Annotated in this window: 27 protein-coding genes and 1 pseudogene; 14 read left to right on the top strand and 14 right to left on the bottom strand. The window is 71.2% G+C overall.

Annotated features, from left to right (window positions below; genetic code table 11):
- Positions 1–145: 145 nt before the first annotated feature.
- Entirely contained in the window at positions 146–358 is a 213-nt protein-coding gene (locus ABD841_RS37645; RefSeq protein ID WP_344981717.1) for a tautomerase family protein, read from the bottom strand.
- Positions 359–409: 51 nt separating this feature from the next.
- On the opposite strand from ABD841_RS37645, the gene ABD841_RS37640 reads away from it, so the two are divergent.
- Together ABD841_RS37640 and ABD841_RS37635 are read left to right on the top strand one after the other, a co-directional pair.
- On the top strand, positions 410–1,363 hold the full coding sequence (locus ABD841_RS37640) for a sugar kinase (RefSeq protein ID WP_344981714.1): 954 nt from the start codon (positions 410–412) through the stop codon (positions 1,361–1,363).
- A 233-nt stretch (positions 1,364–1,596) separates the two neighbouring features.
- Positions 1,597–2,304: a hypothetical protein gene (locus ABD841_RS37635; RefSeq protein WP_344981712.1), complete on the top strand. Its 708-nt coding sequence runs from the start codon at positions 1,597–1,599 to the stop codon at positions 2,302–2,304.
- Between the two features lie 148 nt (positions 2,305–2,452).
- Here ABD841_RS37635 and ABD841_RS37630 read toward each other — a convergent pair whose 3' ends face one another.
- Genes ABD841_RS37630 through kduI form a run of 3 tightly spaced genes read right to left on the bottom strand, consistent with a single transcriptional unit; the run spans position 2,453 to position 4,796 of the window.
- Positions 2,453–3,217, bottom strand: coding sequence for an IclR family transcriptional regulator (locus ABD841_RS37630; RefSeq protein ID WP_344981710.1), 765 nt, complete (start codon positions 3,215–3,217; stop codon positions 2,453–2,455).
- A 17-nt stretch (positions 3,218–3,234) separates the two neighbouring features.
- The gene (gene kduD / locus ABD841_RS37625) at positions 3,235–3,972 is read right to left on the bottom strand and encodes a 2-dehydro-3-deoxy-D-gluconate 5-dehydrogenase KduD (protein ID WP_344981708.1); all 738 of its coding nucleotides are present in this window, start codon (positions 3,970–3,972) and stop codon (positions 3,235–3,237) included.
- Positions 3,972–4,796, bottom strand: a complete 825-nt coding sequence (kduI, locus tag ABD841_RS37620; protein WP_344981706.1) for a 5-dehydro-4-deoxy-D-glucuronate isomerase — start codon at positions 4,794–4,796, stop codon at positions 3,972–3,974. Before kduI ends, kduD begins: the two co-directional genes overlap by 1 nt.
- A 171-nt stretch (positions 4,797–4,967) precedes the next feature.
- On the opposite strand from kduI, the gene ABD841_RS37615 reads away from it, so the two are divergent.
- The gene (locus ABD841_RS37615; RefSeq protein WP_344981704.1) at positions 4,968–5,627 is read left to right on the top strand and encodes a hypothetical protein; all 660 of its coding nucleotides are present in this window, start codon (positions 4,968–4,970) and stop codon (positions 5,625–5,627) included.
- 200 nt (positions 5,628–5,827) lie between these two features.
- Positions 5,828–6,490 (top strand): hypothetical protein, encoded by a 663-nt coding sequence (locus ABD841_RS37610; RefSeq protein ID WP_344981702.1) that lies wholly within the window; start codon positions 5,828–5,830, stop codon positions 6,488–6,490.
- Between the two features lie 217 nt (positions 6,491–6,707).
- Here ABD841_RS37610 and ABD841_RS37605 read toward each other — a convergent pair whose 3' ends face one another.
- Together ABD841_RS37605 and dapA are read right to left on the bottom strand one after the other, a co-directional pair.
- Complete coding sequence (locus ABD841_RS37605; protein WP_344981700.1) at positions 6,708–8,393, bottom strand: ribonuclease J; 1,686 nt, start codon at positions 8,391–8,393, stop codon at positions 6,708–6,710.
- A gap of 164 nt (positions 8,394–8,557) precedes the next feature.
- Positions 8,558–9,484, bottom strand: coding sequence for a 4-hydroxy-tetrahydrodipicolinate synthase (gene dapA, locus ABD841_RS37600; RefSeq protein ID WP_344981698.1), 927 nt, complete (start codon positions 9,482–9,484; stop codon positions 8,558–8,560).
- 678 nt (positions 9,485–10,162) lie between these two features.
- Between dapA and ABD841_RS37595 the strand changes: the two genes are divergently transcribed.
- Both ABD841_RS37595 and ABD841_RS37590 read left to right on the top strand, forming a co-directional pair.
- Positions 10,163–10,888, top strand: coding sequence for a GntR family transcriptional regulator (locus ABD841_RS37595; protein ID WP_344981696.1), 726 nt, complete (start codon positions 10,163–10,165; stop codon positions 10,886–10,888).
- A gap of 123 nt (positions 10,889–11,011) precedes the next feature.
- Positions 11,012–11,824, top strand: coding sequence for a JAB domain-containing protein (locus tag ABD841_RS37590; RefSeq protein WP_344981694.1), 813 nt, complete (start codon positions 11,012–11,014; stop codon positions 11,822–11,824).
- A 189-nt stretch (positions 11,825–12,013) separates the two neighbouring features.
- Here ABD841_RS37590 and ABD841_RS37585 read toward each other — a convergent pair whose 3' ends face one another.
- Complete coding sequence (locus ABD841_RS37585; protein WP_344981692.1) at positions 12,014–12,346, bottom strand: hypothetical protein; 333 nt, start codon at positions 12,344–12,346, stop codon at positions 12,014–12,016.
- A 99-nt stretch (positions 12,347–12,445) separates the two neighbouring features.
- Between ABD841_RS37585 and ABD841_RS37580 the strand changes: the two genes are divergently transcribed.
- Both ABD841_RS37580 and ABD841_RS37575 read left to right on the top strand, forming a co-directional pair.
- Positions 12,446–12,928 (top strand): GntR family transcriptional regulator, encoded by a 483-nt coding sequence (locus tag ABD841_RS37580; RefSeq protein ID WP_344981690.1) that lies wholly within the window; start codon positions 12,446–12,448, stop codon positions 12,926–12,928.
- A gap of 52 nt (positions 12,929–12,980) precedes the next feature.
- Positions 12,981–13,481, top strand: a complete 501-nt coding sequence (locus ABD841_RS37575; protein ID WP_344981688.1) for a GntR family transcriptional regulator — start codon at positions 12,981–12,983, stop codon at positions 13,479–13,481.
- Positions 13,482–13,542: 61 nt separating this feature from the next.
- Here ABD841_RS37575 and ABD841_RS37570 read toward each other — a convergent pair whose 3' ends face one another.
- Together ABD841_RS37570 and ABD841_RS37565 are read right to left on the bottom strand one after the other, a co-directional pair.
- The gene (locus ABD841_RS37570) at positions 13,543–13,974 is read right to left on the bottom strand and encodes a hypothetical protein (RefSeq protein ID WP_344981686.1); all 432 of its coding nucleotides are present in this window, start codon (positions 13,972–13,974) and stop codon (positions 13,543–13,545) included.
- 234 nt (positions 13,975–14,208) lie between these two features.
- Positions 14,209–14,685, bottom strand: a complete 477-nt coding sequence (locus ABD841_RS37565; protein ID WP_344981684.1) for a peroxiredoxin — start codon at positions 14,683–14,685, stop codon at positions 14,209–14,211.
- A gap of 381 nt (positions 14,686–15,066) precedes the next feature.
- Between ABD841_RS37565 and ABD841_RS37560 the strand changes: the two genes are divergently transcribed.
- Positions 15,067–15,834, top strand: a complete 768-nt coding sequence (locus tag ABD841_RS37560) for a nucleotidyltransferase domain-containing protein (protein WP_344981682.1) — start codon at positions 15,067–15,069, stop codon at positions 15,832–15,834.
- Positions 15,835–15,911: 77 nt separating this feature from the next.
- On the opposite strand, the gene ABD841_RS37555 is transcribed toward ABD841_RS37560, so the two are convergent.
- Together ABD841_RS37555 and ABD841_RS37550 are read right to left on the bottom strand one after the other, a co-directional pair.
- Positions 15,912–16,133 (bottom strand): hypothetical protein, encoded by a 222-nt coding sequence (locus ABD841_RS37555; RefSeq protein ID WP_344981680.1) that lies wholly within the window; start codon positions 16,131–16,133, stop codon positions 15,912–15,914.
- A complete protein-coding gene (locus tag ABD841_RS37550) occupies positions 16,130–17,032 on the bottom strand; it encodes a DMT family transporter (protein ID WP_344981678.1) in 903 nt (300 codons plus the stop codon). Before ABD841_RS37550 ends, ABD841_RS37555 begins: the two co-directional genes overlap by 4 nt.
- Positions 17,033–17,111: 79 nt before the next feature.
- Between ABD841_RS37550 and ABD841_RS37545 the strand changes: the two genes are divergently transcribed.
- Entirely contained in the window at positions 17,112–18,509 is a 1,398-nt protein-coding gene (locus tag ABD841_RS37545; protein ID WP_344981676.1) for an aminotransferase-like domain-containing protein, read from the top strand.
- Positions 18,510–18,758: 249 nt separating this feature from the next.
- Here ABD841_RS37545 and ABD841_RS37540 read toward each other — a convergent pair whose 3' ends face one another.
- Positions 18,759–19,064, bottom strand: a complete 306-nt coding sequence (locus ABD841_RS37540) for an antibiotic biosynthesis monooxygenase (protein ID WP_344981674.1) — start codon at positions 19,062–19,064, stop codon at positions 18,759–18,761.
- A 131-nt stretch (positions 19,065–19,195) separates the two neighbouring features.
- Here ABD841_RS37540 and ABD841_RS37535 point away from each other — a divergent pair, with 131 nt between their 5' ends.
- From ABD841_RS37535 to ABD841_RS37525, 3 genes are all read left to right on the top strand, one after another.
- Entirely contained in the window at positions 19,196–19,906 is a 711-nt protein-coding gene (locus tag ABD841_RS37535) for a CGNR zinc finger domain-containing protein (RefSeq protein ID WP_344981672.1), read from the top strand.
- Positions 19,907–20,014: 108 nt separating this feature from the next.
- Positions 20,015–20,626, top strand: coding sequence for a GNAT family N-acetyltransferase (locus tag ABD841_RS37530; protein ID WP_344981670.1), 612 nt, complete (start codon positions 20,015–20,017; stop codon positions 20,624–20,626).
- Positions 20,627–20,652: 26 nt separating this feature from the next.
- Complete coding sequence (locus ABD841_RS37525; protein ID WP_344981668.1) at positions 20,653–21,522, top strand: 1,4-dihydroxy-2-naphthoate polyprenyltransferase; 870 nt, start codon at positions 20,653–20,655, stop codon at positions 21,520–21,522.
- A 390-nt stretch (positions 21,523–21,912) separates the two neighbouring features.
- Here ABD841_RS37525 and ABD841_RS37520 read toward each other — a convergent pair whose 3' ends face one another.
- The gene (locus ABD841_RS37520) at positions 21,913–22,122 is read right to left on the bottom strand and encodes a hypothetical protein (protein ID WP_344981666.1); all 210 of its coding nucleotides are present in this window, start codon (positions 22,120–22,122) and stop codon (positions 21,913–21,915) included.
- Between ABD841_RS37520 and ABD841_RS37515 the strand changes: the two genes are divergently transcribed.
- Positions 22,123–22,428 carry a hypothetical protein gene (locus tag ABD841_RS37515; protein ID WP_344981664.1) on the top strand — a complete coding sequence of 102 codons (306 nt, stop codon included), beginning with the start codon at positions 22,123–22,125 and terminating at the stop codon, positions 22,426–22,428.
- Positions 22,429–22,777: 349 nt separating this feature from the next.
- Here ABD841_RS37515 and ABD841_RS37510 read toward each other — a convergent pair.
- Positions 22,778–23,079, bottom strand: a pseudogene (locus tag ABD841_RS37510) (transglycosylase domain-containing protein); the annotation flags it as partial.

Here is a 23,079-nt window from a genome sequence, read left to right as displayed (position 1 = left end):
CGGGCGGCGCGATGCGCGCGCCCGGGGCCGGTCGCAGGACCGCCCCGGGCGGGCGGCGGTGGGTCACCCCGGGCGGGCGGTCGCCGGGACGCCGCCCGCCCGGGGACGGGACCGCCGGGCACTCGCCCGACGCGGCCGGCTCGCCTTACTTGTCGGACTCCAGGACACCGCCGTTGGCGACGTCGGACTTCTCGATCTCCGTGAAGACGATGCGCACCGCCTCGCGACGGGCCTTCAGGATGTCCACCGCCGCGTCGGTCAGCGCGGCCACGAACTCGCGGCGCTGGTCGAGGGTCCGGCCCGACAGCAGTTCGACGGTGATGTTCGGCATGGTGACCTCCACGTCATTGTGTTGCATAACATGACATCAGATTCCATTACATGAAACCACATGAAACGAGGAGCCATTGTGGACGTGGTCGTACTGGGTGAACCGCTCGTGGAGTTCTCCGCGGACCACGCCCTGACGGAGGCCGCCACCTTCCATCTGTCGTTCTCCGGTGACGCGCTCAACGCCGCGGTGGCCGCCGCCGCGCAGGGGGCGCGGGTGGCCCTGGTGACCCGGGTGGGGGCCGACGAGTTCGGCGAGCGGCTGGTCCGCTTCGCCGCCGGGCGCAGTGTGGAGGTGCGCTGGATGGCCCGTGGCGAGGGCTCGACCGGCGCGTACGCGGTCGGTGCCGACCCCTCGGGCGAGCGCGCCTTCGTCTACCTCCGCCACGGCAGCGCCGCCTCGCGCATGGGCCGCGAGGACGTCGACCGCTCCCCCGTGGCCGCCGCCCGGGTGGTCCTGCTCAGCGGTGTCACCGCCGCGATCTCCGCCACCTGCGCCGAGGCCGTGCGGCACGCCGCCATGACCGCCTCCGGCCGGGTCGTCTACGACCCCAACTTCCGCTCGCGGCTGACCACCCCGGAAGCCGCCCGGGCCGTCCTGCGCGACGTCGCCCCGCACGCCGCCCTGGTCAAGATCTCCTGTCCGGGTGACAGCCTGCCCCTGCTCGGCTGCACCGACCCGGGCGAGGTGGTCCGCGCCTGCCGGGCCCTGGGCGCCGGGGCCGTCGCCGTGACCCTCGGCGGGGACGGGGTTCTCCTGGCGGAGGGCGACCGCGAGCCGGTCCACCTGCCCGCGTTCCCCGCCGAGCGGATCGTGGACCAGACGGGGGCCGGGGACGTCCTGGCCGGGACGGTGTGTGCCTTCCTGGCCCGGCGCGAGCCCGCGGCCGCGGCGGTCCGCGCGGGCATGGCCGCCGCGGCCGTCAGCCTCTCCGGCCGCGGCGGGACGGGCCGCTCGGCCACCCCGCACGAGATCGACGCCCTGCTGCGGCAGGCCGGCGCCGGACCGCTCACCGGCTCTCCCCGGGGCTGAGCCCGCGGGCGGGGAACCCGAGGTCCCGCTCCCGCCCGGCGGATCATCCGGCGGACCGGGGAGAGGGGCGGCGCGCCTCCCGCCCGGCGGGCGCGGGCCGGGACCACCGGCCATGATCCGGCCCTCGGGGAGGGAGGCGGGCGTACCCACCACGGACCCGCGAGAACTTTCCCGGGAAACCGGCGTCTCACCATGTGCGGAGAGAGACCGGCAGGACGGGAAAAGGGGCCACGATGATCGGGATCGGCCGGACGGCGATGCGCGTGGCGTTGGCGAGCATGATCCTCCTGGTCGGCTCCACGGGCTGCACCACCTCCGCGGACCCGCTGCCGACCCCCGGGAAACTGCCCACGGGATTCCTCCTGTACGAGGCCGAGGCCCGTAAGCCCGTGGCACGCCCGGAGGAGGGGAAGTGGACGATCAACGAGGATCTGGGGCAGGTTCTCGAATTCAACCCCTGCAACCGGCGGGAGCCCTTCGACGTGATTCACTCCACCGGCTCCGACCGGGTGAGCGCGCGGACGATCAGTTACACCGCCGCCAAGGAGCACCGATCCGAGCAGGTGGTGATCTACTACCACGAGGCCTACTCGCTCTACGCGTACCGTGCGCTGCTCGATCAGCTCGGCGAGTGCGATCGCGTCACGTCCGGCTCCCTGGTCGTCAAGACCAGCTCGAACGCGGCTCTGATGGGCGATCGTGCCGCACGGGTGGTGACCCAGGCGTACAACCGCAAGAGCGGGCGTATCGCCGCGGGCGGCCGACGGATCGTCATCGCCCAGGAGGGCGCCGCCATCATGATCTACACCCATGCGGGCGAGTACACCGAGGTGCGTGACGGCGACTTCAGCAGGCAGCTGAAGGACGCCGGGACGATGGCCACCGTCGCCGGCCTCCCGCCGACGCCCGGCAAGATCTGCTCGCTGCCCGACGTCTGCTGATCTCCGGGGCTCCGGTCCCCCCTGCCCCGTATCGCGCGCTTGCCGGCACCGTCGCGGGAGGGCCGAACGGCGGGCGTCCGGCCCGGCGGCCGACCCGCTCCACCGGCGGCCGGCCCGCCCCGGCGGTGGAGCGGATCCTCGCGGCGGGTCAGCGGTTGAGGATCGGCTCCGGGGCGCCGAGGGCCCGGGAGACCTCGCGGGCCGCCGCGACGACCTCGGGCGCGAACTGCTCGACGTCCTCACGGCTCATGTCCATCGCCAGGGCGGAGATGGAGATGCCGCCGAGCACCTGGCCGGTGTGGTCGAAGACCGGGGCCGCGACGCAGAGGATGCCGGGAAGGTTCTCCTCGTCGTCCAGCGCGTAGCCCCGGGCGCGCACCCCGGCCAGATGGACCAGGAGCTCGTCCGGGGTCGTCAGCGTGTTGGCGGTGAGCGCGGGCATGCCTGTGCGGGCGCAGATGGCGCGGACCTCGTCCTCGCCCAGCTGGGCGAGGACGGCCTTGCCGATCGCGGTGCAGTGCAGGCGCAGGCTCATCCCGACGCGCGAGGGCATCTGGTACGGCCGCCGGCCCTCCAGCTTGTCGACGTACACCGCCTCGTCACCGCTGCGGATGGCGAAGTGCGTGGTGTAGCCGATCCGCTCGTGGAGGGCGTTCAGCGCGGCGGAGGCCTGGCGGGCCGGGTCGAAGCGGCTCATGACCCGGCCCGCCAGCGTGAGGATGCGGGGGCCGGGCTCGTACCCCCCGCTGCCGTCCGCCCGGGCGAACCCCCACTCGACGAGCGACTGGAGGATGCGATGGACGGTCGACTTCGACACCCCCGTCGCGGTGGCGATGTCGGTTACGCGGTGGTGCTCGGCGATTGCCTCCAGCACCGCCAGCGCCTTGTCGATAGAACTGCCTTCCCTGACCACGATCGTGAGCCTACTGGTCAGCGGGCTAACCAACCTCCGTCGACTGCCAGCAGATGCCCGTTGACGTAGTCGGAAGCACTGGACGCCAGGAAGACCGCCGCGCCCACGAGATCCTCCGGGGCGCCCCAGCGGCCCGCGGGGATGCGCGCCCTGATCTCGGCCTCCCGCGCGGGGTCGTCCCGGAGACGCTCGGTGTTGTTCGTCCTGATGTAACCGGGGGCGATCGCGTTGACCTGCACCCCGGAGCCCGCCCACTCGCAGGCCAGGGCCCGGGTGAGCCCCGCGACGGCGTGCTTGGACGCGGTGTAGCCGGGGACGTTGACGCCGCCCTGGAACGACAGCATGGAGGCGATCATGATGATCTTCCCGGAACCCCGGGCGAGCATGCGCGTCCCGACGGTCTGGCTGAGGAGGAAGACGGCGTCCAGATTGACATCGAGAACCTCGCGGAAGGAACCGTAGGGATGCTCGGCGGCCGGGGTCCTGCGGATGATCCCGGCGTTGTTGACCAGCACGTCGATCGGCCCCAGCCGCTCGGCCGCCTCGGGGACGCGGCGTGGGTCCGACAGGTCGAGGATCCAGCGCGAGACCTGCCTGCCGGCCTTGCGCACCTCGGCCTCGACCTCGTCCAGGTCGTCGTCGCGGCCGTGCAGAACGAGGTCGGCCCCGGCCGCCGCCAGGCCCACCGCCAGTGCCCGCCCGATCCCGGTGCGCGCACCCGTGACGAGCGCGGTCTTGCCCTCCAGGGAGAACATCAGCGCATCTCGCCGATCGCGACCTGCTCCATGTCCTCGAACGCCTGGTTCTCGCCGCCCATGGCCCAGACGAAGGAGTAGCTCCGGGTGCCGAAGCCGCAGTGCACCGACCAGGGCGGCGAGATCACCGCCTGCCGGTCGGCGACCACCAGGTTGCGGGTCTCGTCGGGCCGCCCCATCAGGTGGATCACCCGCTCCCCCGGCGGCAGGTCGAAGTAGAGGTAGACCTCGGTCCTGCGCTCGTGGGTGTGGCAGGGCATGGTGTTCCACATGCTGCCGGGCTCCAGCACGGTCACGCCCAGCACGAGCTGGCAGCTCTGGATGCCCTTGGCGTGGATGTACTTGTAGATCGTGCGCTCGTTGGACCCGTCCCGGCCGCCCAGCCGCACCGGCTCGGCGTCCTCCATCGTCGCCCTGACGGTCGGCAGGGTGGCGTGCGCGGGGGTGGAGACCAGGTAGAACGGGCCGCCCTCGAAGGTCACCTCCAGGGCGCCCCTGCCGACGTAGAGGCACTCCTTGGCCGCCAGCGCGTACGGCGTGCCGTCCACGGTCACCGTGCCCGGCTCGCCGTCCGGCTCGCCCACGTTGACCACGCCGAGCTCGCGGCGCTCCAGGAAGTAGGCGGACCTGAGCGGGTCGGGGCTGTGCAGGCGCAGCGGCGTGTCGCCGGGCTGGGCACCGCCGACCACGATCCGGTCCTCGTGGGAGTAGAGCAGGCGGACCTCCCCGGGCACGAAGAGCCGCTCCACCAGGAACCGGCGGCGCAGCCAGTCGGTCGTCGCCCCCGGGATCTGGTCGGGTGCCGTGGCGTGCCGTACCTCCATCGACCCTCCATCGTTCTACTACATAGAATTACAAGCTACTACATAGAACACTTTGAGGATACAACGACACCTTCCCCGGCGCACCCATCGCCGCGCCGCACGAACTTTCCCGGCGAAGCCTGCATCTCATGACATGTAGCGACACGGCTTAACGGACGGGGAGGAATCTCGATGACCGGTATGGGACGGACGGCGATGCGGCTGGCGGTGGCGGGGGCGACGCTCGCGACCACGTTCGCGGGTGGCGCCGCCCTCGCCGAGACGGGGCAGGCCACCGGGCAGATCCCCAAGAACTTCCTGCTGTACGAATCCGAGGCCCGCAAACCGGTCAACCCCTCAAGCGGAGAGAAGTGGACGATCAGCAACAAGCTGGGCGCCACCCTCGCATTCAACCCGTGCCTCCTGAACAGGCCCTCGGACAGCGGCCGGGTGAGCACGCGGACGATCGACTACCAGTTCTCCGAGGTCCACCGGGCCGAGCAGCTGGTGCTCTACCGCTCCGCCGGCGCCGCGCGCTCCGCCATGGCCGACCTGCTCGCGCAGGTCAACCGGTGCAAGACCGACAGGTCCGGCTCCCTGGTCTTCAAGGCCTCGGCGCAGGCGGTCGGCATCGGCGACCAGGCCGCGCGGCTGACCATCCAGGCCTACGACAAGAAGGGGCGCCCCACCGTCGGCGGCCAGCGGGCCGTCGTCGTACGCAAGGGCAGCGCCCTGGCGATCTACCTCCACGGGGCCGAGTACCACTCGGTGAAGAGCGACCACTTCTCCGAGCAGCTGGGGGACGCCAGGAGGATGGCGGGCAAGGTCTGCTCACTGCCCGGTGTCTGCTGACCCCGCGGCGGCGCACTGCCCGCCCGGTACATGACGGGGAACGTACGGCGCCCCCGACCGTGCACGGTGGGGAACGGCCCACGGGGGAAGCCTGGGCGGCGCCCGGCAGGGGTGGCTCCCGGCGCCGGAACCCCGCGAACTTTTCCCGGGGGACCTGCATCTCACCGTGTAGAGAAACAGACGAAACGGAAAGGACCACGATGATCGGGACCGGACGGACGGCGGCACGCGTAGCGGTGGCGGGAGTGACGCTCGCGGCCACGTTCACCGGCGGCGCCGCCCTCGCCGAGACGGGGCAGGCCACTGGACAGTTCCCCAGGAACTTCCTGCTGTACGAGTCGCAGGCCCGCAAGCCGGTGGACGACCCGACCGAGGAGAAATGGACGATCAGCAACAAGCTGAGCAAGAACCTCGGGTTCTTCCCGTGCAACCTGAGCAAGAACACCGGCAGCGGACGGGCGAGCGCACGAACGGTCGAATTCACCGCGCCCTTGTTCTACCGGGGCGAGCAACTGGTGGTCTACCGCTCCGCCGGCGCCGCGCGTGACGCGATGGCCGGCCTGCTCGCACAGGCCGGCAGTTGCAAGCGCGTCAAGTCCGGCCCCGCGGTCTTCACGGCCTCGGCGAAACCGGTCAGCGCCGGAGACCAGGCCGTACGGGTGGCGATCCAGGGCTACGACCCCAAGAGCGGGCGTCCCACCATCGACGGCCAGCGGGCCGTCGTCGTCCGCAAGGGCCGCGCACTGGCCTTCTATCTCCTGTCCGGCGACTACGGGAAGGTACGCGACAGCGACTTCGCCGAGCCGCTGAGGGACGCCCGGAAGATGGCGGCCCGGGTCTGCTCCCTGCCCGGCGTCTGCTGACCACGCGGCGGGAACCCGTACGGTCGGCCCGCCATACGGCGGCGGGGCCCGTGCGGCGAGCAGCCGCCCCCTGCTGACCGCATGACGGGAGACATCGTGCGGCGAGCGCCCGCTCCCCGTCTGAGTCCGCTGACCATACGGCGGCGTCCGCCGGCCTCACGGCGGCGGGAGCGGCCGTACGGCGGCCGGAGGGGACGGCCGCCGCACGGGACGGAGGTCAGACCTCCACGACGACCGGGATGATCATCGGTCGGCGGCGGTAGCTGTCGCTCACCCAGCGCCCGACGGTCCTGCGGACCACGCGGCGGGCCTGCTGGATGTCGACCACCCCGTCGGCCGCGTTCTCCTGGAGGGCCCGCTCGACCTGCGGCAGGATCTCGTCGAAATCGACGGGGTCGATGCCGGAGCCCCGGGCGTGGATCTCCGGCGGGGCGGCCAGCTTGCCGGTGGCGGTGTCGATCACGATGACGATGGAGACGAAACCCTCGTCACCGAGGATCCGGCGGTCCTTCAACGCGAAGTCGGTGACGTCGCCCACCGAGGTGCCGTCCACGTAGACGTAACCGGCGGGCACCGCGCCCACGATCTTCGCCCGGCCGTCGAGCAGGTCCACCACGACGCCGTCCTCGGCGATCACGATGTGATCCTCGGGGACCCCGGTCAGCGCGGCGAGCTTGGCGTGCGCCCGCAGGTGACGCCACTCGCCGTGCACCGGCATGAAGTTGGACGGCCGGGTCATGTTCAGCACGTACAGCAGCTCGCCCGCGGCGGCGTGCCCGGAGACGTGCACCTTGGCGTTGCCCTTGTGCACGACGCGGGCGCCCCAGCGGCTCAGGCCGTTGATCACCTTGTTGACGGCGGTCTCGTTGCCCGGCACCAGCGAGGACGCCAGCAACACGGTGTCGCCCTCGGCGATCCTGATCGGGTGGTCCCGGTTGGCCATGCGCGACAGCGCGGCCATCGGCTCGCCCTGGGACCCGGTGCAGATCAGCACCACGTCCTCGGCCGGCAGGGCCTCGATCTCCTTGGAGTCGACGATCAGGCCCGGGGAGACCCGCAGGTAGCCCAGGTCGCGGGCGACGCCCATGTTGCGGACCATCGAGCGGCCGACCAGGGCCACCTTGCGGCCGTGCTTCTCGGCGGAGTCCATGACCTGCTGGACGCGGTGGATGTGGGAGGCGAAGCTCGCCACGATCACCCGCTTCTCCGCAGTGCGGATCACCTCGTCGATGACCGGCCCGATCTCCCGCTCGCTGGTGACGAAGCCCGGCACCTCGGCGTTGGTGGAGTCGGACATCAGCAGGTCGACGCCCTCGGCGCCGAGCCTGGCGAAACCGCCCAGGTCGGTCAGGCGCCCGTCGCTGGGCAGCTGATCCATCCGGAAGTCACCGGTGTGCAGCACGATGCCCGCGGGCGTGCGGATCGCGACGGCCAGCGCGTCCGGGATGGAGTGGTTGACGGCCAGGAACTCGCACTCGAAGGGCCCGAAACGGTGCCGCTCCCCCTCCACCACCTCCCGCTTGACCGGCTGGATGCGGTGCTCGGTGAGCTTGGCCTCGATCAGCGCCAACGTCAGCTTGGAACCCACGACCGGGATGTCGCGGCGCTCGCGCAACAGGTACGGCACGGCGCCGATGTGATCCTCGTGCCCGTGGGTCAGCACCACCGCCTCGACGTCGTCCAGGCGGTCGCGGATGTATTCGAAGTCGGGCAGGATCAGATCGATGCCGGGCTGGTCGGGATCGGGGAACAGCACCCCGCAGTCGACGATCAGCAACCGGCCGTCGTACTCGAACACGGCCATGTTACGGCCGATCTCGCCGAGGCCGCCCAGCGCGACGATGCGCAGGGCGCCTTCGGAGAGCGCGGGCGGCGGCCCGAGCTCGGGATGGGGGTGACTCATCCGGCCACACCTCTCTTGCACGTCTCACAGGTGCCGGAGACCCCCGCGGGCGGCAGGACTACTCCCTCGCCGAGCACTCCGTCCCCCAGGGGACCGCTGTGTCTTCTATCTCGCAAACTCTCGTTCCTCCCGGACGCGGCCGATGTCGGCCGCGGTGTTCTCTCTCATGTCACAACCCCGTCGGACAGCTTCACGCCGCCCGCGATCAAGTCTTCGCGCAGTCGCGCCACTTCCCCGTCCGTGGCCTCGGCCAGCGGCGGCCGCATCGGCCCGGCGGGCTGCCCGACCAGGGCCAACGCCGCCTTCGCCATGATCGCACCACCGGCCTGCATCATGATCCCGGAAACCACCGGGAGCAGCCTGCGGTGGATGGCGAGGGCGCCCGCGACGTCCCCGGCGCCGTACAGCTCGATCATCGCGGCGATCTCCGCGCCCACGACGTGGCCGATCACGCTGACGCACCCCACGGCCCCGACCGAGAGCCACGGCAGGTTGAGCGTGTCGTCACCGGAGTAGTAGGCCAGGCCGGTGGCCGCCATCACCTGGGAGCCCGCGAACAGGTCGGCCTTGGCGTCCTTGACCGCGACGATCCGCTCGTGCCGGGCGAGCCGCGCCAGGGTCTCGTTCCGGATCGGCACGCCGCTCCGGCCGGGGATGTCGTAGAGCATGACCGGCAGCCCCGTGGCGTCGGCCACGGCGGTGAAGTGACGGTAGAGCCCCTCCTGGGGCGGCTTGCTGTAGTAGGGCGTCACCAGCAGGAGACCATGGGCCCCGGCGCGCTCGGCGGCGCGGGCCAGCCCGACGCTGTGGTGGGTGTCGTTGGTCCCGGCGCCGGCCACGATCGTGGCGCGCTCGCCGACCGCCTCGACGACGGCGCGCAGAAGGCGCTCCTTCTCGTCGTCGGTGGTCGTCGGGGACTCCCCTGTCGTGCCGCTCACGACCAGGCCGTCGTTGCGCTGCTCGTCCACCAGGTAGGTGGCCAGGCGCTGCGCGCCCTCGTAGTCGACCGATCCGTCATGGGCGAAGGGCGTGACCATGGCGGTCAGCATGCGGCCGAAGGGGGCGTCGGAGGTTCCAGTTGGCGCTGCCATAGAGGGAACGCTACCCGGATCCGTGAAACCGGTGGACTCCGCCACCCCGCCTAACCTCCGTCCACCGATGGGCCCATGAGCGAATATCCCCCCGAGGTGCCCGCTGCACACCGTACACGTGGATATACGTCGCCGCAGCGGCGACTCGGCACCGGCCGGGGCTCCCGGCGGGAGGCCGTCATCGGGGCCTCCGTGACCCCGGAGGCGACCGCGCGGCGACGGGACCCGCGGGGGGACGCAGAACCGGGGCCGAGGGGCCGGGAACTCCGCGGCGACGGGGCCCGAGGAGCCGACGGAGCCGGGAACTTCACGGCGACGGGGCCTGCGGGGGACACGGAGCCGGCGGGGCCGGGAACTTCCGGGGACCTCGCGGGCCTTCCCGGAGCTCCGCTCGCGAACGGGGACCGGCGAGATTTCCGGCTTCTTTAAGCCCGGCACGGCTTCCGATGAAGAAAGAGACCGCCGATATGTGCTCGGGGGTACACACATCGACGGTCTCTACCGTTCAATCGGCGGTGCTTACACGGGCGTTACACCGCCTCTGAGATATTTTTTGCCCCCTCTTGGGCGACCCCGGGAGGATCGCAAAGTTGGAGCTCCAAATTGGAGCCATTACCCTGAGTTGTCCCCCGAATACGACAGGATGGGGCAACGCCTGTCGAACTCAGGGATGGACCCGTGGCAAGCTCCGATCCTGTCTACCTGCGCGTCGTCGCCGACATTCGCCGCCAGATCGTCGACGGCTCCCTTCCCCCCGGCGCCCCGGTCCCCTCACGCGCCCAGCTGACCAGAAAATACGGCGTCGGCGAGACCGCCGCCCGCCACGCGCTCCGCGTGCTCGCCGCCGAGGGTCTGATCGTCGGCCGCGTCGGCTCGGGCCACTACGTCCGCGACCAGCCGGCGCTGGTCCCCCTGCACCGCTGGCGCTTCCACGACCACCACGTCCCCTTCGGGGCCGACATCCAGTCGCAGGGCACCCGCGCCACCTGGGACCGCCGGACCGAGCCCGCGGACGCCACCCCCGACATCGCCCAGCGTCTCCGGCTGGACGAATCCGCCCCCGTCATCCGCACCCGGTACGTCTTCCGCGGCGACGGCAAGCCGATCCAGCTCGCCACCTCCTACGAACCCGCCGAGTTCGGCGAGCCCGGTGGCGACGACGGCCCGCGGGGCCTGATCGCCCGCCTGTCCGCGATCGGTGTCAAGGTCACCGAGATCGTGGAACAGGTCTACACCCGCGTCCCACAGCCCGCGGAGAGCGACGCCCTCGCCCTGCCCGCGGGCGTCCACGTCCTCCACGTCGAGCGCACCCACTGGGCCGGCGACCGCCCGGTGGAGACCAGTGACATCGTCATCCCCGGTGACCGCTTCCGCCTGGTCTACACCCACCCCCTGCACCCCTGATCCCACCGCCGGCCCGCCCCGGGGCACGGCCGGCCCCCGGCGGCCTCGGCCCGGGAACTCCCCGGCCGGAATGTCGGCACCCCCTGGTACAACCGACCTGGTTTCCCAAGCCGGAGGTGCCGATTGCGCGTCAAGGACCTGCCACCCAACGACCAGCCCCGCGAGCGCCTCCTGTCCGGTGGCGCGACCGCGCTGGCCGACCGGGAGCTGCTCGCCCTGCTGATCGGCTCCGGTTGCCGCGGCACCAACGCGATGGAGCTGGCCTCGCACCTGATCGCGCACTGCGGCGACCTGCACGGTCTGGCCCGCTCCGACGCCCATCGCATGATGTCGGTCCCCGGCATCGGCCCGGCCAAGGCGGCCCGGGTCGTCGCCGCCTTCCACCTCGTGCGGCAGGCGCAGTCGGGGCCGGAGCGCCGCCGCGTCACCTGCTCGGGAGACCTGGCCGCGGTGGCCGCCCCGCTCCTGCGCGGCCTGAGCCACGAGCGCGTGGTCGTGGTGGTCTGCGACCCGAGCGGTGCCGTGATCCGCAGGACGATCGTCAGCGAGGGCGGCAGCGACCACGCCCCGGCTCCGGTTCGCGAGATCATGAGCACCGTCCTCACCTCCGACGGCTCCTCCTTCGGCCTGGCCCACAACCACCCCAGCGGCTCCCTCGACCCCAGCGCGGCCGATCTGGAGGTCACCACCCGCCTCCACGACGCCGCCGGCACCCTCGGTCTCCGATTCCTCGACCACCTGATCGTGACCGACACCGCCTGGCGCCGCGTCCCCTACGACCCGCCCGCGGACGACCACACGGAAGCGGCGGTCCGCCCCAGGGGAGATCCCGAGGAGAGCGGCGAGGAACGGGCCGGCCGCCCGTCGGCGCGACGCCGCGCCAGGCGGGAACCACGCCCGGGACAGAAAGACCGCGGCCGTCCACGAACCGGTTGATCTTCCCGGAAGAGGCGAACCCGGCAGGTTGGTGGGAAGGGAGACCTGCCGGGCGCCTCTCGGCGGGCCCGTACCAGCCCCTCCGCCGGTACGGGACCGCCGCCCGGCCTCCCTGGACCCTGCCCTCTCAGAGAGACCGGGGGCTTCACACGTCGGCCGGAGATGCCCGCTCCGGCCGACGAACCCCTGTCAGCGGGCGGCGCCCATCAGCAGCCGGAGCCAGAGCTCCTGCGTCTGCTTCGCGACCGCCCAGGGTGATTCGTGCACGACCATCTCTCCGTTCCTCTTCATCTCCGTCCTGCGGACGAAGAGCAACCCGCCCGCCTGGCAGAGCTCGTAGAAGACGTCCTCGCAGTCACAGGTGTGCTCCTTGACCCGCAACCGGTCGGCCCGCGGCCGCTGCGGCCGCCAGTCGACGCGCTTGTACCTGGCCTGGACCGGCGCCACGTGACGGCCGTGATGCCGCTCGAACGACACCGCAACCACCACGAGCAGCCCCACCTCCCAACCACGAGAAATCATACGTCTAGTCGTCTCTTCTCGTCCAATCCAAAATCGCTTCTCGTCTTTCCAGATGTCCGGATATGTGCGGGTACGTCTTCGTTCGCCTATATTCCGAATGTGCTCGATCACGATGGAGACACCCACCTCTACCTGCAGATCGCAGAGATCATCCGCCTGCGGATCACGGAAGCGAACCTTCCGTCCGGACACGTCGTCCCGAGCGAGACCGACATCCAGAACGAGTTCGGCGTCGCACGCACGACCGCCAGGAGGGCCGTCCAGATATTGCGCGACGAGGGGCTCGTCTACACCGTGCAGGGCGAGGGCACATTCGTCGGTCCGCCCGACGAGGGAATCCGTCAACCGCGCAGAACACCCATGTATCAGCAGATCGCAGACGATGTCGTCGAACGCATCCGCAGTGGTGATCTACGCCCGCGCCGCCCCATCCCGAGTGAGGCGACGCTGATGCAGCAATACGACGTGGCACGGGAGACCGCGCGCCGGGCGGTCGGTGTTCTCCGCGAACGCGGATGGATTTACACGGTGCCGCAACGCGGCAGCTATGTCTCTCCCGAGGAGAAATGGCCCCAGGAGTAAGCGGGGTTGTTCGCGGGTTCACCGGACGTGCTCGTATCGGGACGCCTACTGTATGACCGTGCTCGACAGAGACGGCCCGATACCGATATACAAGCAGGTCGCCGACATTGTGCAGCGCCATATCGACGACGGCGACCTCGACGCCGGGGAAGCGATTCCCAGCGAGACGGAATTCGAGATCGACTACGGCATCGCGCGCACCACCGCCCGCCGGGTGACCCGCGAACTGCGGGAGCGCGGGCTGGTGCACACCATTCCCGGTAAAGGAACTTTCGTCGGCCCGGCGGGGACTCGGCCACGCCGACGGAAAGCCCCTTTATACGAGGAGATAGCCACCGAAATCGCCGATTCAATCCAACAGGGGAGAATCACGGTCAACCGCCGGATTCCCAGCGAGAAGTCCCTCATGGAGGGGTACGGCGTCGCCAAGGCGACCATACGGAACTCCGTCGCGCTTCTCCGCAGACAGGGGTGGGTTTTCACCGTGCCCTATCGCGGCACCTATGTGTCACCACCGGAGAAATGGCCCGAACCTCCGGAGAAGAGCGGATAAGACCGGTCGACCGGAAGCCGGCCGGTGGACGCCTTCCCGGCAGGACGCCCGACCTTGCCGTTCAGGGGGAAACGGAGCCCTGATCAGCCTGAGGGCGAATGCCCGCTCCGGAGGAGAACAGCAGGATCGTCCCCGCGAGATAGAGGAGCCAGGCCATGTTCACCACCGTGGAGGCCACATACGAGTACAACAACAGAAATGAGTCGGCCTCGTCCATGGCTCTCCACCAGAGGTGGTGGCAGAGCGCTGTGTACGGTACGAGACCCACCGCCATGATGGTCCGCACCTTCGCGGTCTCACCCCACCGCCACGCCGGAGCCGCCAGGGCCAGCGTGATCACACCGGCCACGGCGTAGACCCACATGAGATCCTCGGCCTCGCCCAGCGCGAGCATCTGCCCATGGACGGAGTTGCCGGCCGCCTTCTCCGTCTCCAGCTCCGCCGCGCGGCCGGGCAGGAGGCGAGGCTGACTCCCGCCACCACCAGCTCGCACAGCGACGCCGCCAGCAGGCATCTGACAGCCCAGCCCTGAACCCGCATCCGCCACCCCCGCACACCTCTCCTTGGAGGTGAGCGTGGAGGAACCCGCTTGCGAGGTGCTTGTGGATCACTGCGTCGGCCTCCGGTCGCGCCGGGGCAGGGTGTGGGGAAGGCCGGTACGCCGGACTCCCATATCCCGGTCAACGGGACTCCCACGGGCCGGTCAGCCGGGCTCCGTGTGTCCCGGTCACGGGTAGGGGCGGGAGCGGAGGATCTCCAGGGCGCGGTCGGCGTGGGCCTCCATGGAACCCTCGCTGTGGATGATGCCGAGGATGCTGCGGTCCACGTCGATGACGAAGGTCATCCGGCGGGTGAGGAACGGGCCCACCGCGATGGACCTGCGGGCGCCGAAGCGGCGGGCGACGACGCCGTCCGGATCGGACAGGAGGGGAAAGCCGAGCTGGTTGGTCTGGGCGAACATCGCCTGGCGCTCCACCTTGTCCCGGCTGATCCCGATCCTGGTCGCTCCCACCTCGGCGAAGTCGGCCGCCAGGTTCCGGAAGTGACAGGCCTGCGCCGTGCACCCGGTCGTCATGGCCGCCGGGTAGAAGAACAACACCACCGGTCCCTTGGCGAGGAACTCGCTGAGCCGCCGCGGCGTCTCCGTCTCGTCGAGGAGCTTGAAGTCCTCGACCACGTCCCCCACCGTGAGGCTCGCACCCACAACACGTCTCCCTACGTCACTGGAGGGCCTCCGCCGGCGTGGCCCGGCCTTCGTGACCGGGTGCGGGCGGAGGTCGGCGTCCCGGTCACCATTCTCGACCGAGTCACGGGTCAGGGCAAAGTTCCCGAATCATCTCACTGTGGAACATCCTTCCTGTGATCAGGGAACGACGGACTGTTCCGGCGGAGGTGACTCCGCCGCCGCGCCGGCCTCACCCCGCTCGCCCAGTCCCGCGAGCCGGGCGGGTGATATCTTCCGGCCCATGAAGTGATGCCGGAGATCTCCGTCCGTCAGGCGCCGTGGAGGCTTCAGCGCCATTGTGCGGCCCGCGGAGTACGCCCGCAAACGAATGATCACTTCTACCGCATCGGGTTCGCCATCATGAACGACACCAGAGACGAACAGCTCTTTCTCGACCGCCTCACCGACCGGTTGGCCGCACTGCCCGGAGTGCGGGCCGTCACGTTGGGCGGATCACGCGCCCAGGGTACGCACAGGCCCGACAGTGACTGGGACCTGGCCGTCTACTACCGGGGCGGCTTCGACCCCGCCGATCTGCGGGCTCTCGGGTTCCCCGGCGAGGTCTCGGAGCTCGGCGGCTGGGGCGGTGGCGTCTTCAACGGCGGCGCCTGGCTCACGGTCGAGGGCCGCCGTGTCGACGTCCACTACCGTGACCTGAACGTCGTGGAGCACGAGCTCGCCGAGGCGGAACAGGGCCGGTTCCACTGGGAGCCGCTGATGTTCCACCTGGCGGGCATCCCCAGCTATCTCGTCGTCGCCGAGCTCGCCCTCAACCGCGTACTTCGCGGCGAGCTCCCCCGTCCCGCCTTCCCCGAGGCTCTACGCCGGACGGCGCCGGAGCACTGGCGCGGCAGGGCGCACATGACCCTCATGTACGCCAAGGCCAACTACGTGCCGCGCGGTCGCCTGGCGGAGGTCGCCGGTTCCCTGGCCACCGCGGCGATGCAGACCGCGCACGCCGTCCTGGCCGCCCGCGGCGAGTGGGTGACCAACGAGAAGACCCTGCTGCAGCGGGCGGGGTTGCGCGGGATCGACGGCATCATGGCGGGGATGGTCACCGATCGGGAGGGGTTGGAGCGGTCGGTCGCCGACGCCGAACGGCTGTTCGCGTCAAGCCACCTCCGATGAGGCCGGCCGCGACACGAACAGCCGCGGCAGTCGCATCGCGCGGGTGGCCGTCTTCGCCGCGAAGGCCCCGCGACCCTTCAGAAGACCGGGATCACGTCCTCCAGGTCGACCATGTCCACCGTGACGCCCTCGATGTCGAGCTCGGGGATGGCGGGGAACTCGATGCCCCACCGCTCGACGATGGCCCGGATCAGCGGGTCCGCCGCGTCAGGGCGGCACGCATGAGAACGGCCGGCACCGCCCGCGAACGAGCCCGCCGCACCGGGGCAGCACGTGCGAGAACGGCCGGCGCCGCTCACGAACGAGCCCGCTGCGTCAGGGTGACGCACACGAGGACGGCCAGCGCCGCCACGATCGTGGCCGGGCCGAACCGCTCGCCGAGCAGGAGCCAGGCCCACACCAGCGTCAGCAGCGGCTGGACGAGCTGGGTCTGCCCGGTGCGGGCGATCCCGCCGATGGCCATCCCCGCGTACCAGGGGATGAATCCGAGGAACATCGAGATCAGGCCGGCGTAGGCGAACCCGGCCAGTGACGCGACGCCGGGCCGCGCGTCGGTGGTCAGCGCCAGCACCGCGGTGGCCGGCACGGTCAGCGGCGCGACGACGACCAGGGCGTAGGAGATCACCCGCCAGCCGGGGGTCTCGCGGGCCAGGCGCCCGCCCTCGGTGTAACCGACGGCGGCCGAGAGCAGCGCGCCGACGAGCAGCAGGTCGGCCCCGGTGACGTGGCCGCCGCCCATGCCGAGGGTGAAGATCGTGATCGACGCCGCGCCGAGCCCGCAGGCCACCCAGAACAGCGGCCTGGGCCGTTCCCCGGCCCGCAGCACGGCGCAGGCCGCGGTGGCGGCGGGCAGCAGCCCGATCACCACGGCGGAGTGCGAGGTGCTCGCCCCGGCGTCGAGCGCCACGCCGCTGAGGACGGGGAAGCCGAGCGCCACCCCGGCCCCGATGACGAGGTACGACCGGAGCTGGGATCTGGGCGGCAGCAGCGGCACCCTGGCCACGAGCAGGAACGCCACCGCCGCGACCACGGCGATCACGGCCCGCCCGAACGCCACGAGGTACGGGTCGAAGCCCTCCATGGCGAAGACCGTCGCCGGGAACGACCCCGAGAAGGAGAGCACCCCGAGCCCCGCCAGGAGCGTGCCGCGCCACGCGGTGCCCGCGGGACTCGCCGTCCGCCCGCCCGGAGAGATCACGGGCCCGCGCCCGGCGGGTGGAGTCTCGCCGTCCGCGACCGCTACTCGATTCGGGGCGATAGCGCTATTCTTATCTCTCATGAATGACGATAGCAGTATCGTCCGGCTGGCCGCCATCCTGCGCGAGGAGACGCGGCGGCTACGTCCCGGCGACAGGCTGCCGTCAAGCCGCGAGCTGGTCCGGGCGCACAACGTGAGCCCGGTGACCGTCTCCCGGGCGCTCGGGCAACTCGCCGCCGAAGGGCTGGTGATCACGAAGCCGGGCAGCGGGGCGTACGTCGCCCCCGTGGTCACGCGGCGCGGCGACGCGGCCGACCTGTCCTGGCAGACGGTGGCACTCGGCGACCGGGTGGTGGACGACACCGAGATGATCGGCCTGCTGACGCCCCCGCCCGACGGGGTCATCCCGCTCACGGGGGGCTACCTCAATCCGGCCCTGCGGCCGTCGAAGGCGTTGTCGGGCGCCACCTCCCGGGCGCTGCGCCGCCCCGACGCGTGGGCGGCGCCGCCGCTGACCGGTCTCCCCGAACTGCGCAGGTGGTTCGCGCAGGAACTCGGCGGCGACGTCACCCCCGCGGACGCGCTGGTCGTCAACGGCGGGCAGGCCGCGCTCACCCACACCTTCCGCGCGATCGCCGCCCCGGGCACCCCCATACTCGTCGAGACCCCCACCTACCCGGGCGCGCTGGCCTCGGCGCGCGCCGCCGGGCTCCGGGCGACGGCGGTGCCCGTGGACCGTGACGGAGTGCGGCCGGAGCTCCTGGCGGAGGCGTTCGCCGTCACCGGCGCCCGGGTCTTCTACTGCCAGCCGACCCTGCACAACCCCACCGGGGCGACCCTCACCCTCGAACGGCGCCGGCAGGTGCTGGCGATCGCCCGCGCCGCGGGGGCGTTCGTGATCGAGGACGACTACGCCCGCTACTTCACCGCCGCCCCCGCGCCGCCCTCGATGATCTCGCTGGACGGCCACGGCACGGTCGTGCACATCAACTCGTTGACCAAGGCCCTGTCTCCCAGCATGCGGATCGCCGGGGTCGTGGCCCGGGGCCCGGTCGCGCGGCGGCTGCGGGCCAGCCAGGTCGTGGAGTCGTCCTTCGTCGCCAGACCGCTGCAGGAGGCGGCGCTGGAGTTCGTCAGCTCCTCCGCCTGGCGGCGCCACCTGACCACGCTGGGCACCGAGCTGACCGTCCGCAGAGACGCGCTCGCCGCCGCCCTGACCGCCCGGGCGCCCGCCGCCGAGATCCACCTCGTCCCCCGGGGCGGCCTGCACATGTGGTTGCGGCTCCCGGCCGACCGGGACGAGGACGCCGTGGTGGAGGCCGCCCGGCTGGCGGGCGTCCTGGTGAGCCCCGGGCGCATCTACTACCCGGCCGAACCCCCGGGGCCGCGCATCCGGGTGACCCACTCGGCCCCGATCCACGTGGCGGAGCTGGTCGAGGGCGTCCGCCGCCTCGCGACGGTCCTGGGCGGATCCTGACCTCCGCCGGGCTCGGACAGCGCGCGTCGCGGTGAAGCCGTACGGACACCGCCCGTCGCGGTGAAGCCGTACGGACACCGCCCGTCGCGGTGAAACCGTACGGACACCGTCACACCACCGTGGAACAGCGCGAACCCCGCCTGCCGCCACGAGAGCGTACGGAACCCACGGCGAGAGCGGCACGACACGCCCGGGAGTGCTCCGGCGGGAAACGGGGCCCAAGGAGTGGGCGCGACGGCCGGGCGACGCTCAGGAGGCGGCGAAGACCTCGTAGTGGGCGGCCGTGAGGTCGCGCTCGACGAGGAAACGGTCGTCCTCGTCGTAGAAGACGGCCCGCGAGGGGTCCTCCCCCGCGAAGGCGGTGACCGCCTCCCACGATTCCCAGAGCGAGGTCAGCAGGAACTCGCTCCTGCCCGCCTCGTCGCGGCGGGTGAAGCAGACGCCCCGGTTACCCTCCGTCGCGGTGTAGCCCGCGTAACCGGTGGCGAGCAGGTATTTCTCGTACGCGTCGGCGTTCTCGATCCTCGTCCAGCCGCGCCACATCCTCATGATCATGGTTTTTCCTCCGATCCGGCCCGCGTTTCCGGCTCTCCCGGATCGCGAGGTAGGCCAGGTACCACATGTCGACTCCCTGAGAGACACCACTGAAAACAGTATGGAGGTGTCGATCTGAATACAACCCCCTAATGGCATACAGTGGTTGCGAAGAGGTGAGCGAGAACATGGACAACCCCTCGGACCTGGTGATCGACTTCGTGAACACCTACGACGTCGAGAGCGACACCGACGCGATCCCCACCCCGGCCGCGCTGGCCGCGTGGCTCGGCAAACGAGGCCTGATCGGGCCGGGTGACACGGCCGACGAGGGCGACCTGACGACGGCCGTCGCGCTTCGCGAGAGCCTCCGCTCGGCGCTCCGCCACAACCACGACAACCGCGCCTCGGGCAGACGTGACCGGGACGACCAGGGCGACCGCGCGGGGAACGATCGCGGCCCGGACGACGCGGGGCCCGGCGGGAACGGGGCGCACGGCGGACACGCGGCTCCACCCGAGGTTCCGGAGGCGGCGCGGGTGTTCGCCGCGATTCCCCTGCGGGTCGCCCTGACCCCCGGCGGGCCGGTGCTGGAACCGGTCGAGACCGGGGTGCCCGGCGGGCTGGCCCGGATCGTCGCCGCCGTCATGGGGACGCACGCCGACGGCATGTGGCCGCGGCTGAAAGTGTGCACCGAGAGCACCTGCCAGTGGGCGTTCGTCGACTCGTCGAAGAACCGCTCGCGATCGTGGTGCTCGATGAGAGTCTGCGGCAACCGCACGAAGACAAGGGCATATCGGGCCCGACGACAGGCGGAGACAGGTTCACGTCATCCGCGAGTCGGATTCCCCGATACGGTGTAAGGGCCTGCCTCACGGATCCACCCGCCTGATGCCCGCTCGCGTGGCACGAGATCCGCGAGACAGCGCGTTCCGAGGCGACGGCAGACGGCAGATAAGGAGCGGGCCGAGATGGCAGACGTAGGCGTGCGGGCGGCTCGGCACGACGATGTCGCCGCGGTGACGGGCACCCAGATCCGCGCGTGGAGATACGGCTACCGGGAGTTCCTTCCCGAAGGACCGCTGGAGCAGATGACCGGCCCGGCGGCCGAGAAGATGTGGCGGCTGCAGTGGGAGGACGCGATCACCTCTCCGCCCAGCCCCCGGCACCGGGTGCTCGTCGCCGTCGAGCGGGTCGTCCTCGACACCGACGCCTTTCCGGCGCTCGGCCCCGGTGGCATCGAGGCCATGGCGGCGATGCAGGGCGCGGAGAAGGTGGTGGGCCTGGCCTCGCACGCGCCGGCGGAGGACCCCGACCTCGACCCGACCACCACCGGTGAGATGCTCACGTTCCTGGTCGACCCCGACCACGTCCGGCGGGGCCACGGCAGCCGGCTGCTGAACGCCACGGTCGACTACCTCCGGGAAGACGGCTACCGCACGATCGTGACCTGGGTCTTCGCCGACAACTACCGGGTTCTCGGCTTCCTGGAGTCGGCCGGGTGGGGTGACGACGGAGCCGAACGGGTCATCGACATGGGTCGCACGGTGCGGATGGTCCGCCTGGCGACCGACATCAGCTAGCCCCGGAGAGGAAACACCGCAGCACCATGGCCACCCCGAGCCAGTGGATCGCCGGAGCCCGTCCACGCACCCTTCCCGCCGCCGTCGTCCCCGTCGCCGTCGGCACCGGAGTCGCGATCGGGTACGGCGGGGCGATCTGGTGGCGGGCCCTGCTGGCGCTCTTCGTGGCGCTCGCCCTCCAGGTGGGCGTCAACTACTCCAACGACTACAGCGACGGGGTGCGCGGCACCGACGACGACCGGGTCGGCCCGATGCGCCTGGTCGGCTCGGGCGCCGCCCCGCCCCGTCAGGTCCTCGCCGCGGCCCTGGCCTGCTTCCTGGCCGCGGCGGTGGCGGGCCTGGTGCTGGTGGTGGTCACCCAGGCGTGGTGGTTGCTGCTGGTCGGCGCGGTGTCGATCGCCGCGGCGTGGTTCTACACCGGCGGCTCCACGCCCTACGGCTACCGCGCGCTCGGCGAGGTCTCGGTGTTCGTCTTCTTCGGGCTGGTCGCGGTGGCGGGCACCACGTACGTCCAACTCGAATGGCTGCCCTGGCTCGCGGTCGCGGCGGCGGTCCCGGTGGGTCTGCTGGCGTGCGCGATGCTGGTGGTCAACAACCTGCGCGACATCGTGACCGACGGCCCCGCGGGCAAGCGCACCATGGCCGTGGTGCTCGGCGAACGCCGCACGCGGGTTCTGTACGCCCTCTGCCTGGTCGTGCCGCTGGCCGTCGCCCTGGCCGTCGCACCGTGGCAACCGTTCGCCGCGCTGGCCGTGCTCTCCGCCCCGCTCGCCGTGGCCCCCGTCATGGCCGTCCGGGGCGGCGCCACCGGCCCCGCGCTCATCACCACGCTCCAGCAGACGGGCCGCTTCCAGCTCGTGTACGGCCTGCTGTTCACCCTCGGCCTGGCGCTCTAGCGTCCTGATTCCCGAACTGCCGATGGGTCCTCGCCATTGGCTTCGGCAGTTGCGGTTCGCGCTTCGTCGAGGCGGCGGAGAGCCCCGGCGTAGGAGATTCCTTGCCTCTGTCACCTGGAGGTCAGCCGGTAGCCGTTCAGGTGGAGACCGCGAAGGGCGGCGAGGTTCTCCAGCGATTCGGGTGGGACGGTCAGCTCGTTGCCGCCCAGGTCGAGGAAGGTGAGGGACGGCGGATCGGAGAAGCGCTACTCGGCACTGGGGTCACATCCGGTCGCGGGAAGATCCCCACCCCGGCGAGCGGAGGGCCCGGACGGTAGACAGGTGATCATCCGGGTGAAAGCCCCGGACGGTGACCGTCGGCGGGCCTGCCCGGCGGTGACTCGAACGCCCTCAGGGCACCGTCGTGGGGCCGGGCCCGGCGAGGACGGCGCCGGTCACGGCGAGCAGCTCGTCGCGGGCGGCGGTGAGCTTCCCGATGCGGTGGGCGGCGTCGGCTGTGTCCCCTGCACCGGGGAGCGGGGGCGCGGTGAACGTCACCGCTGCGAGCGCGGCGCGCTCTTCCGGGAGGTCGGCCAGGACAGCGGGGTCGGCGAGATACACGTGGAGCGTCTCCGTGGCCGGTTCGGCCCGGTCGGGGTCGGTCAGCCGGGAGATGCGGTCGGCCAGTACCGAGCGGACGATGTCGCGCAGGACGGGAACGGTGAGCAGCAGGGTCAGATTCCCGGCGCGGCTCTGGGACTCGACGGCGCGTCTGAGAAGCGGGGCGAAGCGCGGGTCGGCGGCCAGGTCGGCCAGGTCGCCGTGCCGCCGGCCCAGAAGCGCGCCTGGACGGGCTCCCCGCCGTTCACCAGGTCACGGACGACGTACCCCACGATCATGTCGATCCACTTCTCCACGCTCCAGTAACGGCAGTTTGCGGATGCTCCTGCCCGGTGGCGTCTGCACCACCTCGAAGGGCACATAGCGCCGGTAGGTGACGTCGGCGTTCCTGCTGTCCATCCTGAGATCCGGATAGTGGAACAACAGTTCGATCCCGTTTCCTACGGGGAGTCACACCCCGGGTTCCCCCTGAGCCTCCTCGATCACATCCGTCATATCGGTCATCGTGGCATGCCCCTCGGACAGAACGGCGAGCAACGCGATCGTGGCCGGGTGCGGGAGGGCAGCCGCAGAAGGACTCCCCCGAAAAGGAACCGGACGGCCGGCACCGCCGCCGCGCCACCTCCGCCGCGCGGCGGCTCCCGCCGGGCCGGGACTACCTGTCGTTCCCCGGGGGCGTCACGGTCTCGTTTCCTCTGTCACCCCGGCCGTTGCCCCTGCCGTTACCGTTGTTACCGCCCCGGTCGCCACCCCGGTCGCCGTCGCTGCCCTCGTCCCGAGCCGGCGGCTTGGGCGCGCAGCTCTGGCCGCAGCCACCGAACCGCGCCGAGTTGATCGGGGTGAAGGACGTGGCCCTGACCCCCTTCAAGGCGGCCAGCATGGTGTCCTTCCAGATCGGACCTGGGATGCTGGCGCCGAAGACCGAGCCGTAGTAGCGGCCGCCGATCGTGACGTTGT

The sequence above is a fragment of the Streptosporangium fragile genome (assembly GCF_039534445.1).
GTDB lineage: Bacteria > Actinomycetota > Actinomycetes > Streptosporangiales > Streptosporangiaceae > Streptosporangium > Streptosporangium fragile.
Note: the sequence above shows the minus strand (reverse complement) of the source record. Positions and strands in the feature narration are given on the sequence as shown.

Bases quoted from the DNA above. Each gene is read 5' to 3' on its own strand.
- ABD841_RS37645 (WP_344981717.1), bottom strand. From the start codon at position 358: ATGCAACACAATGACGTGGAGGTCACCATGCCGAACATCACCGTCGAA.
- ABD841_RS37635 (WP_344981712.1), top strand. From the start codon at position 1,597: ATGATCGGGATCGGCCGGACGGCGATGCGCGTGGCGTTGGCGAGCATG.
- kduD (WP_344981708.1), bottom strand. From the start codon at position 3,972: ATGTTCTCCCTGGAGGGCAAGACCGCGCTCGTCACGGGTGCGCGCACC.
- kduI (WP_344981706.1), bottom strand. From the start codon at position 4,796: ATGGAGGTACGGCACGCCACGGCACCCGACCAGATCCCGGGGGCGACG.
- ABD841_RS37615 (WP_344981704.1), top strand. From the start codon at position 4,968: ATGACCGGTATGGGACGGACGGCGATGCGGCTGGCGGTGGCGGGGGCG.
- ABD841_RS37610 (WP_344981702.1), top strand. From the start codon at position 5,828: ATGATCGGGACCGGACGGACGGCGGCACGCGTAGCGGTGGCGGGAGTG.
- ABD841_RS37605 (WP_344981700.1), bottom strand. From the start codon at position 8,393: ATGAGTCACCCCCATCCCGAGCTCGGGCCGCCGCCCGCGCTCTCCGAA.
- dapA (WP_344981698.1), bottom strand. From the start codon at position 9,484: ATGGCAGCGCCAACTGGAACCTCCGACGCCCCCTTCGGCCGCATGCTG.
- ABD841_RS37585 (WP_344981692.1), bottom strand. From the start codon at position 12,346: ATGATTTCTCGTGGTTGGGAGGTGGGGCTGCTCGTGGTGGTTGCGGTG.
- ABD841_RS37575 (WP_344981688.1), top strand. From the start codon at position 12,981: ATGACCGTGCTCGACAGAGACGGCCCGATACCGATATACAAGCAGGTC.
- ABD841_RS37560 (WP_344981682.1), top strand. From the start codon at position 15,067: ATGAACGACACCAGAGACGAACAGCTCTTTCTCGACCGCCTCACCGAC.
- ABD841_RS37545 (WP_344981676.1), top strand. From the start codon at position 17,112: ATGAATGACGATAGCAGTATCGTCCGGCTGGCCGCCATCCTGCGCGAG.
- ABD841_RS37540 (WP_344981674.1), bottom strand. From the start codon at position 19,064: ATGATCATGAGGATGTGGCGCGGCTGGACGAGGATCGAGAACGCCGAC.
- ABD841_RS37535 (WP_344981672.1), top strand. From the start codon at position 19,196: ATGGCATACAGTGGTTGCGAAGAGGTGAGCGAGAACATGGACAACCCC.
- ABD841_RS37530 (WP_344981670.1), top strand. From the start codon at position 20,015: ATGGCAGACGTAGGCGTGCGGGCGGCTCGGCACGACGATGTCGCCGCG.
- ABD841_RS37525 (WP_344981668.1), top strand. From the start codon at position 20,653: ATGGCCACCCCGAGCCAGTGGATCGCCGGAGCCCGTCCACGCACCCTT.